13 protein-coding genes and 3 rRNA genes are annotated in these 17580 nt (G+C 63.6%); 3 read left to right on the top strand and 13 right to left on the bottom strand.

Going from position 1 to position 17580, the window contains the following annotated elements:
* Nucleotides 1-2 precede the first annotated feature (2 nt).
* The 10 genes from BVC93_RS25305 to BVC93_RS25265 form a co-directional block, all read right to left on the bottom strand.
* Nucleotides 3-926: an NAD kinase gene (locus tag BVC93_RS25305; RefSeq protein WP_083739847.1), complete on the bottom strand. Its 924-nt coding sequence runs from the start codon at nt 924-926 to the stop codon at nt 3-5.
* Complete coding sequence (locus BVC93_RS25300) at nt 923-1729, bottom strand: TlyA family RNA methyltransferase (RefSeq protein ID WP_083739846.1); 807 nt, start codon at nt 1727-1729, stop codon at nt 923-925. Before BVC93_RS25300 ends, BVC93_RS25305 begins: the two co-directional genes overlap by 4 nt.
* A gap of 1 nt (nt 1730) precedes the next feature.
* Nucleotides 1731-1898 carry a hypothetical protein gene (locus tag BVC93_RS33660; protein WP_192860100.1) on the bottom strand — a complete coding sequence of 56 codons (168 nt, stop codon included), beginning with the start codon at nt 1896-1898 and terminating at the stop codon, nt 1731-1733.
* Between the two features lie 13 nt (nt 1899-1911).
* Entirely contained in the window at nt 1912-2916 is a 1005-nt protein-coding gene (locus tag BVC93_RS25295; RefSeq protein WP_192860099.1) for an HAD-IIA family hydrolase, read from the bottom strand.
* A 1-nt stretch (nt 2917) separates the two neighbouring features.
* Nucleotides 2918-3742 carry a tetratricopeptide repeat protein gene (locus tag BVC93_RS25290; RefSeq protein ID WP_083739844.1) on the bottom strand — a complete coding sequence of 275 codons (825 nt, stop codon included), beginning with the start codon at nt 3740-3742 and terminating at the stop codon, nt 2918-2920.
* A gap of 181 nt (nt 3743-3923) precedes the next feature.
* A 5S ribosomal RNA gene (rrf, locus tag BVC93_RS25285) occupies nt 3924-4037 on the bottom strand.
* Between the two features lie 129 nt (nt 4038-4166).
* A 23S ribosomal RNA gene (locus BVC93_RS25280) occupies nt 4167-7273 on the bottom strand.
* 444 nt (nt 7274-7717) lie between these two features.
* Nucleotides 7718-9237: ribosomal RNA gene (locus BVC93_RS25275) — 16S ribosomal RNA — on the bottom strand.
* Together the 16S, 23S and 5S rRNA genes form the textbook arrangement of a ribosomal RNA operon.
* A 434-nt stretch (nt 9238-9671) precedes the next feature.
* Nucleotides 9672-10946, bottom strand: a complete 1275-nt coding sequence (gene tyrS / locus BVC93_RS25270) for a tyrosine--tRNA ligase (RefSeq protein ID WP_083739843.1) — start codon at nt 10944-10946, stop codon at nt 9672-9674.
* Nucleotides 10947-10974: 28 nt separating this feature from the next.
* Nucleotides 10975-11580 carry a DNA-3-methyladenine glycosylase gene (locus tag BVC93_RS25265; protein WP_083739842.1) on the bottom strand — a complete coding sequence of 202 codons (606 nt, stop codon included), beginning with the start codon at nt 11578-11580 and terminating at the stop codon, nt 10975-10977.
* Between the two features lie 56 nt (nt 11581-11636).
* Here BVC93_RS25265 and BVC93_RS25260 point away from each other — a divergent pair, with 56 nt between their 5' ends.
* Genes BVC93_RS25260 through BVC93_RS25250 form a run of 3 tightly spaced genes read left to right on the top strand, consistent with a single transcriptional unit; the run spans nt 11637 to nt 13755 of the window.
* A complete protein-coding gene (locus BVC93_RS25260) occupies nt 11637-12386 on the top strand; it encodes an ABC transporter ATP-binding protein (protein WP_083739841.1) in 750 nt (249 codons plus the stop codon).
* On the top strand, nt 12329-13138 hold the full coding sequence (locus BVC93_RS25255) for an ABC transporter permease (protein WP_083739840.1): 810 nt from the start codon (nt 12329-12331) through the stop codon (nt 13136-13138). Before BVC93_RS25260 ends, BVC93_RS25255 begins: the two co-directional genes overlap by 58 nt.
* A 5-nt stretch (nt 13139-13143) precedes the next feature.
* On the top strand, nt 13144-13755 hold the full coding sequence (locus BVC93_RS25250; protein WP_083739839.1) for a TetR/AcrR family transcriptional regulator: 612 nt from the start codon (nt 13144-13146) through the stop codon (nt 13753-13755).
* A 56-nt stretch (nt 13756-13811) separates the two neighbouring features.
* Here the strand turns inward: BVC93_RS25250 and BVC93_RS25245 are convergent, their stop codons facing one another.
* From BVC93_RS25245 to BVC93_RS25235, 3 genes are all read right to left on the bottom strand, one after another.
* Complete coding sequence (locus tag BVC93_RS25245; RefSeq protein WP_083739838.1) at nt 13812-14006, bottom strand: Trm112 family protein; 195 nt, start codon at nt 14004-14006, stop codon at nt 13812-13814.
* Entirely contained in the window at nt 14007-14474 is a 468-nt protein-coding gene (locus BVC93_RS25240; RefSeq protein WP_157517071.1) for a hypothetical protein, read from the bottom strand.
* A 120-nt stretch (nt 14475-14594) separates the two neighbouring features.
* Nucleotides 14595-17564 (bottom strand): acyl-CoA synthetase, encoded by a 2970-nt coding sequence (locus BVC93_RS25235; RefSeq protein WP_083739836.1) that lies wholly within the window; start codon nt 17562-17564, stop codon nt 14595-14597.
* Nucleotides 17565-17580: the final 16 nt, after the last annotated feature.

The raw sequence follows: 17580 nt of genomic DNA, 5'->3' as shown, positions 1-17580 counted from the left end.
TGCTACTGCCCGCGCCAGCCGGTGACCGGCAGGCGGAACTTGCGCACCAGCCGGTCGGTGAACGGGGCACTGTCGAGGCGCACCCACTTGACCGGGGTGCCGCAACGGGTGGCCTCCAGCCGCCCACCTGCGGGCAGCTTCATCTGTCTGCGCCCGTCGCAGAACACCAGCGCGTCATAGCCGGTGGATTCGATCTCGACGGCGATGGTGGCATTGGGGCTGGTGACCATGGGACGGGCGAACAGTGCGTGTGCGTTGTTGGGCACCACCAGGATGGCCTCGAGGTCCGGCCACACCACCGGGCCACCCGACGAGAACGCATAGGCGGTGGAGCCGGTGGGCGTGGCGATGAGCACGCCGTCGCAACCGAACGACGACACCGGGCGGCCGTCGATCTCGACGACCACACCCAGCACGCCCAGGCGCGGACTCTTCTCCAAGCTGGCTTCGTTCAAGGCCCAGCCACGCTCGACGATCTCGCCGTCCACCCGGATCGCGACGTCAAGCGTCATCCGCGTCTCCACCCGGTAGTTGCGCTGGATCACATGGTCCAGGACGGAGTCGAGGTTGTCGGCCTCGGCCTCGGCGAGGAAGCCGATGCGACCCAGGTTCACCCCAAGCACCGGTATGTCCACGTTGCGGGCCAGTTCGGCGGCACGCAGGAAGGTGCCGTCGCCACCGAGCACCAGCACCATCTCGCAGCCCGCAGCCGCGTTCTCGTCGGCGTCGACCACCTCTATCTCGACCCCGAGTGCGCGCATGTCGTCGGGATTGAGGTGCAGGCTTCCGCGGTCGACGGCTTCGGCGGACAGCATCTTCAGTCCGATGCCGTGCTCACCCATCACCTTTTCGACCCGGCGGGCCACCTCGGTGGCTTCTGGTCGGCCGGTGTGTACCACCAGCAGGATCGTGCGGTCGCACGTCATTGCGGCCCCTCGTCGACGGCTGTGCGGATGGCTGCGTCCAGATCGGCACCGCGCAAAGCGCGGTCGGTGTCGCTGCGCAGCCACAGGAAGTACTCCACGTTGCCAGATGGTCCTGGCAGCGGACTCGCCACCACCCCCACGGTGTGCCAGTTCAGCTCCGCTGCCCGGCGTGCGACACCGAGCACCGCGGACTGACGCAGCAGCGGATCCGACACCACTCCACCGGCACCGACCTGGCCCTTACCCACCTCGAACTGGGGCTTCACCATGGGAACGATATCGGCGTCGGCCGACGAACACCGGGTCAGCGCGGGCAACACAGTGGACAACGAGATGAACGACAGATCAGCAACCACCGCCTCCACCGTGCCTCCGATGACCTCCGGGGTGAGCTCGCGGACATTGGTGCGCTCGAACACCCGGACTCGCTCATCGGAACGCACCGGCCAGGCCAGCTGCCCGTAACCGACGTCGACGGCCACCACTTCGCGGGCCCCGCGATCCAGCAGCACCTCGGTGAATCCCCCGGTGGACGCACCGGCGTCCAGACAGCGGCGGCCACTGACATCGAGGCCGAATGCGTCAAGCGCACCGATCAGTTTGTGGGCGCCGCGGGAGACCCAACTACGCTCTCCCGCTTCGACTTTGAGTGTGGCCGTCAGCGCGATAGCCGTGGCGGGTTTGGTGGCTGGCATACCGTCAACCAGGACACGGCCCGCCTCTATGAGCTCAGCTGCCTGCTGACGGGACCGGGCCAGGCCGCGACGAACCAATTCGGCGTCGACGCGAGTGCGCCGTGCCACTTCAGCCCTTCTCCACCGATTCCAGTGCCTGCACCAAGACGTCGTGGGCCTGCTCGAGGCGGGCCGCAACGTCGTCGAGGTCCACATCGCGGCCGTCATGCGCGACGTCTGGCACTTCGGCCAACAACGCCTCGAACTGCGTGCGGATCTGATCTGCGTCGGTACTCATATCGGCACCAACGCTAGCTGATCGACCAGCGTTGTAGCGCCGCCGCCGCGGTGTTGTCGCCGGCGCAGATCGTGTACTGCGATGCGGACGGTGCGGCGTCCCAGACAGCTCTGGCTGTCGCCCGCACCACCGACAACCCGTCCTCCCCAGGAGGCTCGCCCGTTGCCGACACCCTCACCGTGTCGCCGTCGACGTACACCTGCCAGGCAGGATGCGGAGCCACGGCACAGGACTCAGTGTCGGCGTGCAGTGATCGCAGGTCCTGCGCGATGAAGGTCGGTCGCTGAGCAGGCACGGCATGCACGGCATCGCTGGCGCTGTTGACGCCGGTGAGCACCATCAGGCTGGGCAGCTGCGCGGCGTTGGCACCGGCGATGTCGGTGTCGAGCCGGTCGCCAACAACCAGGGCCGCCTGAAACTCCCCCCGCGACAACGCATCTTCCATCAGCGTCGGCGCAGGTTTACCCGCCACCTGAGGTTCGCTGTCGGTGGCGGCCCGCACGGCAGCCACCATGGATCCGTTGCCCGGCAGCAGCCCTCGCTCGGTCGGCAGGGTGCGGTCGACATTGGCGGCGACCCAGAGTGCACCGGAACGGATGGCCAACGCGGCCTCGGCCAGATCCGACCACCCGGTCTGCGGATTGTGCCCTTGCACCACAGCCACCGGGTCGTCACTGAACAGCCGCACCGGTCGCAACCCGACGGCGGCGACTTCCTGTGCCAGCGCCTCCGTACCGACCACGAGTACGGGCGCACCCGCGGGCAGTTGTCGAACCAGCAGCCGGGCCGCGCCCTGGGCGCTGGTCACGACGTCGGCGCTGTCGGCCGCGAACCCGAGTTCGGTCAGGTGCTCGGCGACCTCGCCGGCGCTGCGTGAAGCGTTGTTGGTGACGAAGAATGTCCGCGACGACGCCTGTGCCAGTGCTTCCACGGCGCCCTCGGTGGGCTCGTGCCCACGGAACACGGTTCCGTCGAGGTCAAGCAGCAGGCAATCAAAGTGTTCGGCAAAGGTCGTCACGTCAGGCGAGCTCACTGATGCGGTCTTCGGCGTCGGTGACGCCGTCGGTGTCCGCACTGGCGGCATGGAAGAACCACTGCAACGCTTCCTCGTTGCGGCCCAGCGCCAGCAGGGCTTCTGCGTACGCATAGAACAGCCGAGCGGCGGTCTGCCCAGCACGGGTGGGGTCCAGCGGCGGTGACGCCAGGACTGCCAGTGCCTGCTCTAACTGGCCCATGTCGGCGCGAGCTCCGGCAACGACGATGCGCAGCTCATCGGCCTCATCACCGGTCAGCGCCAGAGCTTCGGCACTGCGTGCCAGCTCGATGGCACGCTCCGGTCGACCCACGCCCCGCTCGCAGTCGGCGATGAGAGCCAGCAGTTCGGATTTGGCACCCATCCGCTTGGCAGCCCGCAGCTCCGAGAGTGCCTGTGCCCAGTCGCCGCAGTGGTAGGCGGCGATGCCGACGGCCTCGCGGATGGCGGCGATACGCCCCGAGCGCTGACGTGCCGCACGTGCGTGCTCCAAGGCCGCTTCGGGATCCTCATCGAGGAGTTCACCTGCCGCCACGAGATGGCGGGCGATGGTGTCGGCAGTCGTCTTGTCGAGAGTGCTCAACTCACGGCGCACATCGGGGGCCAACTGCTTGGCGTCGATGTTCGGCGGAATCCGCGGGCCTGCAGGCCGGTTCTCGGCGTCGCCGTCATGCTGCGGACGCGGCTGGGTGCGACGCGCCCGGTCGGGGCCTGATCGTGCCGGCGGCTTCGCCCGGTCTTTCCACCGCGGTGCGCCATCACGGTCGGGGCGCCCTGACCGGCGGTCTCCACCACCTCTGTTCTCGACCACTGCTGCCTTTCCGGCTCGTAACCTCCACGTCAGGATACGGGTAGCAGCGTTTTAGCCACAATTCGCCATTCCCCGACGACAAATCGCCTTTGTTTCCGACGCCGTTGCTCGCCATTTTCCGAAAGAGCGGCCGACAAATAGAAATGCCCCCCACTTGCGTGGGGGGCATTTCTCAATGTGTGTTCGGCGGTGTCCTACTTTTCCGCCCGTGCAGGGCAGTATCATCGGCGCTGACAGGCTTAGCTTCCGGGTTCGGGATGGGACCGGGCGTTTCCCTGTCGCTATGACCGCCGTAACTCTATTTTCTTGTCGGCGAAACACCCCGGGTGTGGGGGTTTCGGTCCGTGTCCAAGAACAAGTGTTTTTGGTGGTGGAGTGCGTTGTGAGATGTGGTTGCGTGGTTGCGAGCAGCAATAATGGAGGTTGTTGTAAGTTTTCGGCCGGTTAGTGCCAGTTCCCTAACACATTGCTGTGTGTACAGGTCTGGCCTATCGATCCCGTGGTCTGCGGGGGGCCTTATCCCTCCTAGAGGGTGAGAAACCTGGTCTTGGAAGGGGTTTCCCGCTTAGATGCTTTCAGCGGTTATCCTGTCCGAACGTGGCTATCCAGCCGTGCTCCTGGCGGAACAACTGGTATACCAGAGGTTCGTCCGTCCCGGTCCTCTCGTACTAGGGACAGATTTCCTCAAGTTTCTGACGCGCGCGGCGGATAGAGACCGAACTGTCTCACGACGTTCTAAACCCAGCTCGCGTGCCGCTTTAATGGGCGAACAGCCCAACCCTTGGGACCTGCTCCAGCCCCAGGATGCGACGAGCCGACATCGAGGTGCCAAACCATCCCGTCGATATGGACTCTTGGGGAAGATCAGCCTGTTATCCCCGGGGTACCTTTTATCCGTTGAGCGACACCCCTTCCACTCGGGGGTGCCGGATCACTAGTCCCGACTTTCGTCCCTGCTCGACATGTACGTCTCACAGTCAAGCTCCCTTGTGCACTTGCACTCAACACCTGATTGCCGTCCAGGTTGAGGGAACCTTTGGGCGCCTCCGTTACATTTTAGGAGGCAACCGCCCCAGTTAAACTACCCACCAGGCACTGTCCCTGAACCGGATATACGGTTCGAAGTTAGAAGTCCAATACGATCAGAGTGGTATTTCAACAACGACTCCACCCACACTGGCGTGTGAGCTTCACAGTCTCCCACCTATCCTACACAAACCGTATCGAACGCCAATACCAAGTTGTAGTGAAGGTCCCGGGGTCTTTTCGTCCTGCCGCGCGTAACGAGCATCTTTACTCGTAGTGCAATTTCGCCGAGTCTATGGTTGAGACAGTTGAGAAGTCGTTACGCCATTCGTGCAGGTCGGAACTTACCCGACAAGGAATTTCGCTACCTTAGGATGGTTATAGTTACCACCGCCGTTTACTGGGGCTTAAATTCTCCGCTTCACCTTACGATTAACGGGTCCTCTTAACCTTCCAGCACCGGGCAGGCGTCAGTCCGTATACATCGTCTTGCGACTTCGCACGGACCTGTGTTTTTAGTAAACAGTCGCTTCTCACTGGTTTCTGCGACCCACTCCCGCTGCCCACCGCAAAGGTGTTGACGGTATGTAGGTCCCCCTTCTCCCGAAGTTACGGGGGTATTTTGCCGAGTTCCTTAACCATAGTTCACTCGTACGCCTTGGTATTCTCTACCTGACCACCTGTGTTGGTTTGGGGTACGGGCCGTGTGAGAGCTCGCTAGAGGCTTTTCTCGGCAGCATAGGATCACCGAATTCACCTCATACGGTTATGCATCACCTCTCAGGATATGTGCTGGACGGATTTACCTATCCAACTCCCTACAGGCTTGCCCCAGTATTACCACTGACTGGTACGGCTACCTTCCTGCGTCACCCCATCGCTTGACTACTACCAGCGAAGGTCCCGCGCAGCCCCAGAAACCATCACCCCGAAGGGATCCGTGGATCTGGATTTGGGCGGTTAGTACCGCTGATTCATCAGGGACGCGCTCACACGGGTACGGGAATATCAACCCGTTGTCCATCGACTACGCCTGTCGGCCTCGCCTTAGGTCCCGACTCACCCTGGGCGGACTGGCCTGGCCCAGGAACCCTTGGTCTTTCGGCGGGCAAGGTTCTCACTTGCCTTATCGCTACTCATGCCTGCATTCTCACTCCCACACCCTCCACAACTCGATCACTCGGCTGCTTCACCGGATGCAGGACGCTCCCCTACCCAATACTTACGTATTGCCGCGGCTTCGGCGGTGTGCTTGAGCCCCGCTACATTATCGGCGCACAATCACTTGACCAGTGAGCTATTACGCACTCTTTCAAGGGTGGCTGCTTCTAAGCCAACCTCCTGGTTGTCTTCGCGACTGCACATCCTTTTCCACTTAGCACACGCTTAGGGGCCTTAGCCGGCGATCTGGGCTGTTTCCCTCTCGACGCACGGAGCTTATCCCCCGCCGTCTCACTGCCACGCTTACACTTACCGGCATTCGGAGTTTGGCTGACGTCAGTAACCTTGTGAGGCCCATCGGCCATCCAGTAGCTCTACCTCCGGCAAGAAACACGCAACGCTGCACCTAAATGCATTTCGGGGAGAACCAGCTATCACGGAGTTTGATTGGCCTTTCACCCCTACCCACAACTCATCCCCTCAGTCTTCAACCTAAGTGGGTTCGGGCCTCCACACGGTCTTACCCGCGCTTCACCCTGGCCATGGGTAGATCACTCCGCTTCGGGTCCAGAACACGCCACTACACCCCATACGGGGATACGCCCTATTCAGACTCGCTTTCGCTACGGCTACCCCACCCGGGTTAACCTCGCGACATGCCCCTGACTCGCAGGCTCATTCTTCAAAAGGCACGCCATCACCCCACCACAAAGGAGGGCTCTGACGGATTGTAAGCGCACGGTTTCAGGTACTATTTCACTCCCCTCCCGGGGTACTTTTCACCATTCCCTCACGGTACTAATCCGCTATCGGTCACTGAGAAGTATTCAGGCTTACCGGGTGGTCCCGGCAGATTCACAGCAGATTCCACGGGCCCGCTGCTACTCGGGGACACAACGACAACAGACAACATGTTTTCGACTACCGGGCTCTCACCGTCTACGGCAGGCCATCCCAAGCCACTTCGCCTAACACATCATTTTCTCACTGCTGCCCCAGTCGGCGGACTGAAGAACGTTGACCCCACAACACCGCACACACAACCCCCGCCGGGTATCACATGCGCACGGTTTAGCCATCCTCCGCTTTCGCTCGCCACTACTCACGGAATCACAATTGTTTTCTCTTCCTACGGGTACTGAGATGTTTCACTTCCCCGCGTTCCCCCCAACGCCTATACATTCAGCGTTGGGTGACACGACATCACTCGTGCCGGGTTTCCCCATTCGGACATCCTCGGATCACCGGTCGGTTGACACCTCCCCGAGGCTTATCGCAGCCTCCTACGTCCTTCATCGGCTCCCAGTGCCAAGGCATCCACCATGCGCCCTTAAACACTTACAAAAACCAAAAATGAGCAAAAATTGCACATCATTAAGTGCACACAACAACCACCCGAACCCCCAAAGGAACCCGAGCAGACTCTTGCGCGCTAGATGCTCGCAACCACTATCCACAAATCAAACACCACACCCCACCACCAAGATGGAGCGACAACAACACCCACCACCACCACATCCAACGATCCGGCGATACGGGCCGGCGCACATCCCCCACCGGGAACGGCGCCGCAAGGCTGCTGCCTCAAAGCCCAACAGTGTGTTCGATGACCCCCTGCAACCCCAACCAGCCTCGAAAGACCAACCAGGACAAGGTTTTTGAGTTTGCTCTACAACTTTATGCACCAGACCGACACCCACTACAGGCACCGGCCAACCAACGTTTCCGTCCGGGACATCGGTGATCCGCACGATGCGGGCCGACCCGAAACTACGTGGTGCTCCTTAGAAAGGAGGTGATCCAGCCGCACCTTCCGGTACGGCTACCTTGTTACGACTTCGTCCCAATCGCCGATCCCACCTTCGACGGCTCCCTCCCACAAGGGGTTAGGCCACCGGCTTCGGGTGTTACCGACTTTCATGACGTGACGGGCGGTGTGTACAAGGCCCGGGAACGTATTCACCGCAGCGTTGCTGATCTGCGATTACTAGCGACTCCGACTTCACGGGGTCGAGTTGCAGACCCCGATCCGAACTGAGACCGGCTTTGAAAGGATTCGCTCCACCTCACGGCATCGCAGCCCTTTGTACCGGCCATTGTAGCATGTGTGAAGCCCTGGACATAAGGGGCATGATGACTTGACGTCATCCCCACCTTCCTCCGAGTTGACCCCGGCAGTCTCTCACGAGTCCCCACCATAACGTGCTGGCAACATGAGACAAGGGTTGCGCTCGTTGCGGGACTTAACCCAACATCTCACGACACGAGCTGACGACAGCCATGCACCACCTGCACACAGGCCACAAGGGAACGCCTATCTCTAGACGCGTCCTGTGCATGTCAAACCCAGGTAAGGTTCTTCGCGTTGCATCGAATTAATCCACATGCTCCGCCGCTTGTGCGGGCCCCCGTCAATTCCTTTGAGTTTTAGCCTTGCGGCCGTACTCCCCAGGCGGGGTACTTAATGCGTTAGCTACGGCACGGATCCCAAGGAAGGAAACCCACACCTAGTACCCACCGTTTACGGCGTGGACTACCAGGGTATCTAATCCTGTTCGCTCCCCACGCTTTCGCTCCTCAGCGTCAGTTACTGCCCAGAGACCCGCCTTCGCCACCGGTGTTCCTCCTGATATCTGCGCATTCCACCGCTACACCAGGAATTCCAGTCTCCCCTGCAGTACTCTAGTCTGCCCGTATCGCCCGCACGCCCACAGTTAAGCTGTGAGTTTTCACGAACAACGCGACAAACCACCTACGAGCTCTTTACGCCCAGTAATTCCGGACAACGCTCGGACCCTACGTATTACCGCGGCTGCTGGCACGTAGTTGGCCGGTCCTTCTTCTGCAGGTACCGTCACTTGCGCTTCGTCCCTGCTGAAAGAGGTTTACAACCCGAAGGCCGTCATCCCTCACGCGGCGTCGCTGCATCAGGCTTGCGCCCATTGTGCAATATTCCCCACTGCTGCCTCCCGTAGGAGTCTGGGCCGTATCTCAGTCCCAGTGTGGCCGGTCACCCTCTCAGGCCGGCTACCCGTCGTCGCCTTGGTAGGCCATTACCCCACCAACAAGCTGATAGGCCGCGGGCCCATCCCACACCGCAAAAGCTTTCCACCACCAGCCATGAAGCCAATGATCATATTCGGTATTAGACCCAGTTTCCCAGGCTTATCCCAAAGTGCAGGGCAGATCACCCACGTGTTACTCACCCGTTCGCCACTCGAGCACCCCGAAGGGCCTTTCCGTTCGACTTGCATGTGTTAAGCACGCCGCCAGCGTTCGTCCTGAGCCAGGATCAAACTCTCCAAACAAAAACCCCCAGCCAAAGCCAGGCAGAATTCGAATCAGAAAAATCCGATCACAAACAAAAGACACCAAAAACTGGCATCAAAAAACAACCACACCCACAAGCAGGAAGACGGGGAGTCCCCCCACAGATGCGGTCAACAAACAAAAACCACCAAACACACTATTGAGTTCTCAAACAACAGACCTGCATTTCTCCCCTGGCCCGCGACAAATCTTCGGCCTCATCGGCCACTGGTTCGTACTGCGGACTATCAGGAACAACCTGTTACCAGGCTGATTCCCGGGGAGGTCTTCGCGCTCTCCGGCTTGGCCGGGTCGCTCTGACCTGGATTAAGTTACGGCTCTGGAAACTCAGAGTCAAATCGCCTGGTAGATCGCTGTTTCCAGACGAGGGAATCGACGCCAGCCGTTCACGAGACCGGCTGCCTCCCGGCTCTCATGTCAGCCGGCGTACGCCTGCCACGTTCCGCTTCCCTCGACGCAGCACCAGCCACTGGCCGTGCAGAAAGTCCGAGGCGTGCGGCGTCCAGTCCTCGGTCGTGATGCGGACGTTGTTCACCGACACCCCGCCTTCTGCGATGTTGCGCTTGGCTGCGCCCCTGCTCGCGGCCAGTCCGGTGGCCACCAGCAGATCGGTGATGCCGTCAGGTCCACCGGGCGAAAGCTCAGCCACCGATGTCTCCCGAAGCGCCGCTGCCAGCGTCAATTCATCCAGGACACCCAACTCACCGCGTCCGAACAAAGCCTGGCTGGCATGTTCCACCGCGGCGGTAGCCGCCTCTCCATGCACCAGGTTGGTCAATTCCCTGGCCAACCGACGCTGGCCGGCACGCTCATGCGGTCGATCGCGGGTCGCCTGGTCAAGCTCGGCGATCTCGTCGAAGGACAGGAATGTGAACCACTTGAGGTACGGGACCACGTCCGCGTCGGCAGTGTTGACGAAGTACTGGTACCAGGCATACGGGCTGGTCATTTCCGGATCCAGCCAGAGGCTGCCGCCGCCGGTGGACTTGCCGAACTTCGCCCCGGTGGAATCGGTGACCAGCGGCGTGGTCATCGCATGCACTGTGGCTCCGAGCTTCTGCCGGACCAGGCGGACGCCGGCGATGATGTTGCCCCACTGGTCGGAACCTCCTACCTGCAATCCGCAGCCGTACCTGCGGTGCAGCTCCACGAAGTCGTTGGCCTGCAACAGCATGTAGCTGAACTCGGTGTACGAGATGCCCTCGCCGTCGAGGCGGCGCCGAACTGTATCTCGGTCCAACATCACATTCACCGAGAAGTACTTGCCGACGTCACGCAGGAACTCGATCGCCGATAGTTCCTGGGTCCAGTTCAGATTGTTCTCGACAATGGCACCCGTAGGTGACTCGTCGAACATCACGAATCGTTCGAGCTGCCCACGGATCCGGGTAGCCCAATCGGCGACCACGTCCGCGGTGTGCAGCGTGCGCTCGCCGGTCTCCCGCGGGTCACCGATCATTCCGGTGGCTCCCCCGGCCATCACGATGGGCCGGTGGCCTGCTTCCTGGAGGCGGCGCAACGTCAGCAATGGGACCAAATGCCCAGCGTGCAGGCTGGGCGCGGTGGGGTCGAACCCGGAGTAGACCGTCACCGGACCCGCCGCGAACTGGTCGGCCAGTGCGTCGGAATCGGTGGACTGCGCAATGAGGCCGCGCCAGTTCAACTCGTCGAGGATCGTCGTGCCCATGGGGAAATCTTCCCGCACCGGCCCGGCGCTAGTCCGACAGCCCCACCGCCGGAGCCCGCGGACTGCGCCGGAATGCCGAAACCTCGGGACGCCCGGCAAGCCAGAACCGCCACGGCCGATCCGCGGCCCTGCTCACCCCAACCCGCGGGCCGGTGACGGGCTCAAGCGGGGCGGCGAGCTCCAGCCGGACGGGTGACGAGGCGGAGAAGAGATCAGTTCCATTGTCCGACATCACAATTCCCAGAGCTGAACACAGATTGCCGGGGCCGCGGGCCAATGCTGGGGTGCTGACCGACACACCGCGGCGCTTCTGCGCGATCTCGACACCTTCGTCGACCACTGCGGCGCGCACCAACACTGCGGCCGCATCTCCGTCCGGACCACACACCACGTTGGCGCAGGTGTGAATGCCATGGCTCATGTAGGTGTAGAGCAGACCCGCCGGACCGAACATCACCGAATTGCGGATGCCGGGTCCGCGGAACGAATGCGACGCCGGGTCGGGCCACGGCCCGTCTGCCGGTCCGCCATAGGCCTCGACCTCGACGATCGTCGACTCGACGCCACGCGAGCGCAGGCGCGCACCCAAGAGCCGACAGGCGGCGGACACCGGATCGACGGCCAGTGGATGCATGCAGCGATTGTGCCGAACCCCTTGACGCTGGACGCAAGCGGGAGGATATTCATCCTATGATGAGTTCATCGGATGATGAATTGATGACCAGCGCAAACGCTGTCGTCGTCGCCGGATTGCGGGTGGTCCGCGGCAAGAGGACCGTGCTGCACGACCTCAGCCTGACCATCAGTCGCGGCAGCATCACCGGCCTGCTCGGGCCTTCCGGCTGCGGCAAGACCACCCTGATGCGGTGCCTCGTGGGCACTCAGGTGATCGCGGCGGGCACCGTCAAGGTCCTCGGCCACCCAGCCGGATCACACACCCTGCGCCATCGGGTCGGCTACGTCACGCAGAACCCGACGGTTTACGCCGACCTCAAAGTCATCGACAATGTGCGCTACTTCGCCGCGCTGTACGGGGCCTCACCCGCCGCGGCAGCCGAAGCGGTCGCCTCGGTCGGACTCACCGACCATCGGGACAGCTACTGCGCTGACCTTTCCGGCGGCCAAATCAGTCGCGTGTCGCTGGCCTGCGCCCTGGTCGGTGAGCCAGACCTGCTGGTGCTCGACGAACCGACCGTCGGACTGGACCCGGTGGTTCGCGTGGAGCTGTGGGACCGGTTCAACAACCTCGCCCGCCGCGGCACCACCCTGCTGGTCTCGAGCCACGTGATGGACGAGGCCGACCACTGCGGCGATCTGTTGCTGATGCGCGACGGCCATCTGCTGGCCCACACCACGCCCGCCCAACTCAGAGAGGACACCCAATGCAGCTCACTGGAGGCCGCATTCCTGTCCGTCATCACGCACAGCACCGCGGCGTGACGGCCCCACGGCGTGCGACGCTGGGGCCCTATCTCGCGACCACAGCCCGGATCCTGCGACAGCTGGCCGGCGATCATCGCAGTGTCGCGATGATTCTGGTGGTTCCGACGCTGGTGATCGTGCTGATGTATTTCATGTTCGACAACACACCCGCGTCGTTCAACGCCGCCTGCCTGATGTTGCTCGGATTGCTACCGCTGGTGGTGATGTTCCTGATCACGTCGATCTCCATGCAGCGCGAACGTGTCTCGGGAACCCTGGAACGGATACTCACCACTCCCCTGCGGCGTGGTGACCTACTGGCCGCCTACGGCACCGCCTTCTCGCTGGCCGCCGCGGCACAGGCCAGCATCGCGTGCCTGGTCGCGTTCTGGCTGCTCGGTTTCGACACCGCGGGCAGCCCGGTGTGGGTGTTCGTGATCGCCATCATCAACGCCGTCCTCGGCGTCGGTCTCGGACTGTTGTGCAGCGCGTTCGCCCGCACCGAGTTCCAGGCGGTCCAGTTCATGCCCGTGGTGGTGGTACCTCAGCTGCTGCTGTGCGGCATCATCGTGCCGCGCGCGCTGATGCCGGATTGGCTGCAGTGGATCAGCAACATGCTGCCGGCCAGCTACGGGCTCGAGGCGCTGCGCGAAGTGGGAGCCCATCCCGAGCTGACGGGTACCGCCGTCCGTGACATCGTGGTGGTTGTGGCATTCGCAGCGGCGGCACTGGGTCTGGCAGCGGTGACGCTGCGACGGCGGACCCCATAGCCGCGGTGACGACCGAGAACCGCCGACGGCCCGGCCGTCCTACCGGCACATCCGACACCCGGGACAGGATCCTCGCCAGCGCCCGCGACCTCTTCGCGCGAAACGGCGTCGGCAACACCTCGATCCGCGCCATCGCCGCCGACGCCGGCGTCGACTCCGCACTGGTGCACCATTACTTCGGCACCAAGGAGAAGCTGTTCACCGCCGCGATCAATGTGGCCGTCGACCCTGCCCACATCCTGGTGCCGCTGGCCACCGCACCGGTCACCGAGCTGGGTCGCACACTCCCTGCGCTGATCCTGCCGCTGTGGGACTCCGAGGCGGGCGCAGGCATGGTCGCCACCCTGCGCTCGGCCCTGACCGGCGACGACATCAACATGTTCCGGTCGTTCCTGCGCGATGTCGTGGTGAAGACTCTGGCGGCACGGATCGATGATCCGGTGGGCACCGGGGTCCTGCGTGCCGAGTTCGCCGCGACCCAAATTCTCGGCGTCGTGATGGCGCGCCACATTCTCAAGCTGGAACCACTGGCGTCGCTACCGCTCGATCAGATCATCGACACCATCGCACCGAATCTGCAGCAGTACTTCACCGGCGAACTGCCGACGACCTACTGACCTTTGTAGTCCGGCCCTCTCTCCTCGGCTCCTTCGTCGCCGCATCGTCGACCGGACTAGGAGCCGCCCACCAGACGAGCGTGCTCGTCGTCGCCCACCTCACGGGACTCGTCGACCAGAAGCACCGGGATGCCGTCATCGATTCGGTAAGCGCGGCGCAACCGCGGGTTGTACAGCAGATCTGCGGTGTACATCAACGGGCCCCGATCAGCGGGACAGACGATGATGCTCAGCAGCTTGTCGTCGACCACTTACCGGCCGGGCATTGGGAAGATCGCGTCCGGCTCCTGGACCATCGGATTGCCATTCGCGTTCGGCTGCCACGGACCCTGGTTGATCGAGAAACCGATGCCGCCGGGACCGCTCTGCTGACCCATCTGCGCCAGCACCTTCTGCTGGTTGGCCACGGTCTGCTGCAGCGCGCCCACCAATGGGGCCTGGTTGGGTCCGCGGTTGGTGGCCGCGGCCTGCACCTGCTGCAGATCAGCGGGCTTGGGACGGATGCCCTGGGCACGCAGCACCATCGCGTCGTTGAGCAGGTTGGCTATCTGGCCGCCGCCGGAACCGGTTCCGTACTGCGCCTCGAGCTCGTCGAGGATGTCGGCGTTGGCGGTGCCCGCGAAACCGAGCATCATCGATGCGGCCAGACCCGCGCCTGCCAGGCCGGTCACCGCGGCACGCCGCCAACGAGTGGGCGTCTTATCGGACTGAGATGTCATAAAGATCCTCCAGCAGCGCGATGCCTGTGAGCATGTGTCGGAGGCGCCCCAGATGAGTTCCACGCCTCGCAGCTGTCTCGGGGAGCCTAACAGCGCTATCGTCCAGCAGCACCATCTGTGTTACTCCGCATCCACCAACTGCGATCGGGTGGCGGCGGTCAGCCGCTTGTACTGACCGGTTCGCGGGTCCAGAAGCCAGGTGGTGCGGCCGGCTTTGGGCACCCCAGCACCACGAAGTGCCGAGATGGTCGGGCGATAGGTGGCTGTCAACGGCAACTCGGGCACCACGTGCACGATGTCGGGCGGCAGCCCCACCACCAGATGCGCCACCGCCTCGGCCAGATCGGCCGCAGTGACGGTGGCGCCCGGACGCAGCGTCAATGCTGTCACCGCCAACTGCCGGCCGCCGGCCTGCACACCGTAGGTGACGGCCAGGTCCACCGCAGGAATCATGGTGATGGCATTGGTGATCGGCTCGGAGTACACGACGCCACGCTCGGTTCGCAGGACGCCGGGGCGGTTGTCCACCAGCCAGTAGTCCCCGTCGCCATCCCGGCGAAACAGGTACTCGGTGGAGATCCAGGTATCTGCCGGGGCGAACACACCCCGCTTCACCGCAGCAGTGGGATCGATCGGCCCGCGCGAGCGAGCCAGCAACACACCCACTTCGTCGGTGTCGGCGAGCCGCACAAATCCCCGATCGTCTTCGACGATCAGATCGGATTCGGCATCGTAGGCCGCCAAGGCCACGTGGCCACTGCCGGGCAGCGGGCGCCCCTTGCTGCCGATCTTGGCGCCGGACACGTTGGCCAGCACGGCCTGCCCGTCGGTGGTGGCGAAGAACTCGACCACGTGCGCGGGGGCGAACGCATCGGTGACCCGCTGCCACAGCCCGGTAGGCATGCCGGAACCGATGAACAGCCGTACCGGGTGGTGGCCGTGCAGGACGAACCCGGGGTCGTCGATGACGTCGCGCAGCATCGCCCAGGTGTAGGACACCACGGTGACGCCGTAGCGACGGACCTCTTGGACGAAGGTGTGGGGGTTGAGTCCGCGCGACAGGGCGATGCGCGCTCCGCCGACCACGGCGCCGCCGAGTGCCACGAGCAGACCGGACTGATGGTGTAGCGGTGTCAGGCAGTAGACCGTGTCCCCGCGACCCAGCGCCGCGGTGGACGCGGTGCCGAATGCCGACATGGCCCACCGGTAGTTCGAGATCTGCTTGGCCACCAACTGTCCGCCGACGGTGCTGAACGCGACGAAGGCCCGGTCGCGGGCCAGCCCGGGATTGGGCCGGTACCAGCCGGGCAGGTCCACCGCGTCCGGGTCGATCTGCTCCATGTCGATGACGTCGGCGTCGTCGGGAAGGTTCAGCTCACGCAGGTCACCGCCACCGAGCACCAGCACCTGCAGTGACAACTGCAGTGCGGCGTCCAGGTTGGGCGGGTCGGTGAGGATCTCGGCGACACCGCCTTCTCGGGCGGCGGCGGCCAGGTCCCCGTCGGGGGGCATCAACACCGCGACGGCGCCGAGGCGCGACAGTGCGGCGATGGCGACCAGCGCGCTGGGTCGGGTCTCCATGAGGACGCCGACGTGATCGCCCTGGCGGATACCGACCTTGATGAGACCGCGCACCACGTTGTTGATGCGACGGTCGACGGCCTCGTAGGTATGCACACGACCGTCGAACAGCAGGAACTCGCCGTCCGGGGCACCGCGGGCCTGTTCGGACAGGATGCGGCCCAACGAGATCCGGGTGTGGTCGTTGATCTGGCCCAGCCGGGTCAGCCGCGGCAGCGTGCGGGCCGTTTCGACGGCCAGGGTGCGCAGCGACCGGTTGGTGGCCACCACGGCGCCTGCGGCACCGCGAGCCAGTGACAACGCCACCTCCGAGGCTTCCCCCACTCCGTGGGCCACTCGGGAGGCCAGCGGCACGCCACTGTCGGTGTGCTGGCCTGTCTGGTCCGGCATCGGGACGACGTTGGCGGGTTTGGGGCCGAGCCCACTGAGCCACAGCACCCAGTCCGCGACGGTGGGCCAGGTGATCTCGGCGGCCTTCGAGCCCACAACCAGGCCGAAATGCCCAGCCCGCAGCGTGGTTTCGTAGACATCGGCGGTGGGCGCGGCACGCTTGATGCCACGCACCGACGCCGGCTGACCGATGTCGTCCACCTCACCGACGAAGGCCAGCACCGGGCAGGTGATGTCGCTGAGTGTCAGCAACTGGCCGTCGATGGCGAAGCCGCCGGTCATCATCCGGTTGTGGGAGATGAACTGCTTCAGCAGTTCCTGCACGGCAGGTCCGGACCAGGCGATCCAACCTTCGGAGTCCAGGAACCGGCGCTGTTGCTCCCGGGGCAGCAGAGCTTCCCGGTCGTGGAGTTGGCGCAGGAAGTCCACCCGGGCCTTCGCCGTCTTCAGCGGGTCCAGCATCTGGAAGCCGGTGCGGGCCATCCAACCGGTGATGTCGAGCCGGTTGAACACGTGATCGGCCATGAAGTCGGCGGCCAAGGCGCCGAGATTCGGCGGGATGCCCAGGGGCAGCGCGGCCAGGGTGTCCACCGGTGAACCGAAGGCAATGATGCTGGCGATGTCCTTCGAATGCCGCAGCGCCGCCGCCTGGTAGCAGAACATGCCACCCTGCGAGTAGCCGGCGAGGTGGACGTCGGACCCGGTGGTCTTCTTGATGCTGTCGATAGCGTCGTTGAGCGCCACGATGTGGTCGGTGAGGGTGCGCCGCATCCCGCCCTCGACCTTGTCGGGCTCACCGAAATCGATCACCCACGGATCGAGACCGGCAAAGTGCAGGATGCCGACGGCCCCGTCTTCGCGGGTGACGTCGAACATATTGGCCGACATCATCATCGGGTGCACCATGAGCACCGGAGCACCCACCTTGGCCCGGCCGGGTCTACTGTCGGGCGGGAAGTAGCGCCGAAGCTTGTACATCGGCACGCTCTCGACGATCTGATACGGCGACGGCACCGAACCCGTCTCCAGACCGCCGAGTCGCAGAACCTCCAGGCCGTTCTGAGCAGTAGCCACCAGCCGCTCTACCGGCCTGGTGACCGCGGTCAGGTTCAGATCCATCCAAGTGCTCCCTGCG

This window comes from Mycobacterium sp. MS1601 (genome assembly GCF_001984215.1).
Lineage (GTDB): Bacteria > Actinomycetota > Actinomycetes > Mycobacteriales > Mycobacteriaceae > Mycobacterium.
This window is presented reverse-complemented; position numbering and strand designations above follow the sequence as displayed.

Bases quoted from the DNA above. Each gene is read 5' to 3' on its own strand.
- BVC93_RS25240 (WP_157517071.1), bottom strand. From the start codon at position 14,474: ATGACATCTCAGTCCGATAAGACGCCCACTCGTTGGCGGCGTGCCGCG.
- BVC93_RS25265 (WP_083739842.1), bottom strand. From the start codon at position 11,580: ATGCATCCACTGGCCGTCGATCCGGTGTCCGCCGCCTGTCGGCTCTTG.
- BVC93_RS25255 (WP_083739840.1), top strand. From the start codon at position 12,329: ATGCAGCTCACTGGAGGCCGCATTCCTGTCCGTCATCACGCACAGCAC.
- BVC93_RS33660 (WP_192860100.1), bottom strand. From the start codon at position 1,898: ATGAGTACCGACGCAGATCAGATCCGCACGCAGTTCGAGGCGTTGTTG.
- BVC93_RS25235 (WP_083739836.1), bottom strand. From the start codon at position 17,564: ATGGATCTGAACCTGACCGCGGTCACCAGGCCGGTAGAGCGGCTGGTG.
- BVC93_RS25260 (WP_083739841.1), top strand. From the start codon at position 11,637: ATGATGAGTTCATCGGATGATGAATTGATGACCAGCGCAAACGCTGTC.
- BVC93_RS25305 (WP_083739847.1), bottom strand. From the start codon at position 926: ATGACGTGCGACCGCACGATCCTGCTGGTGGTACACACCGGCCGACCA.
- tyrS (WP_083739843.1), bottom strand. From the start codon at position 10,946: ATGGGCACGACGATCCTCGACGAGTTGAACTGGCGCGGCCTCATTGCG.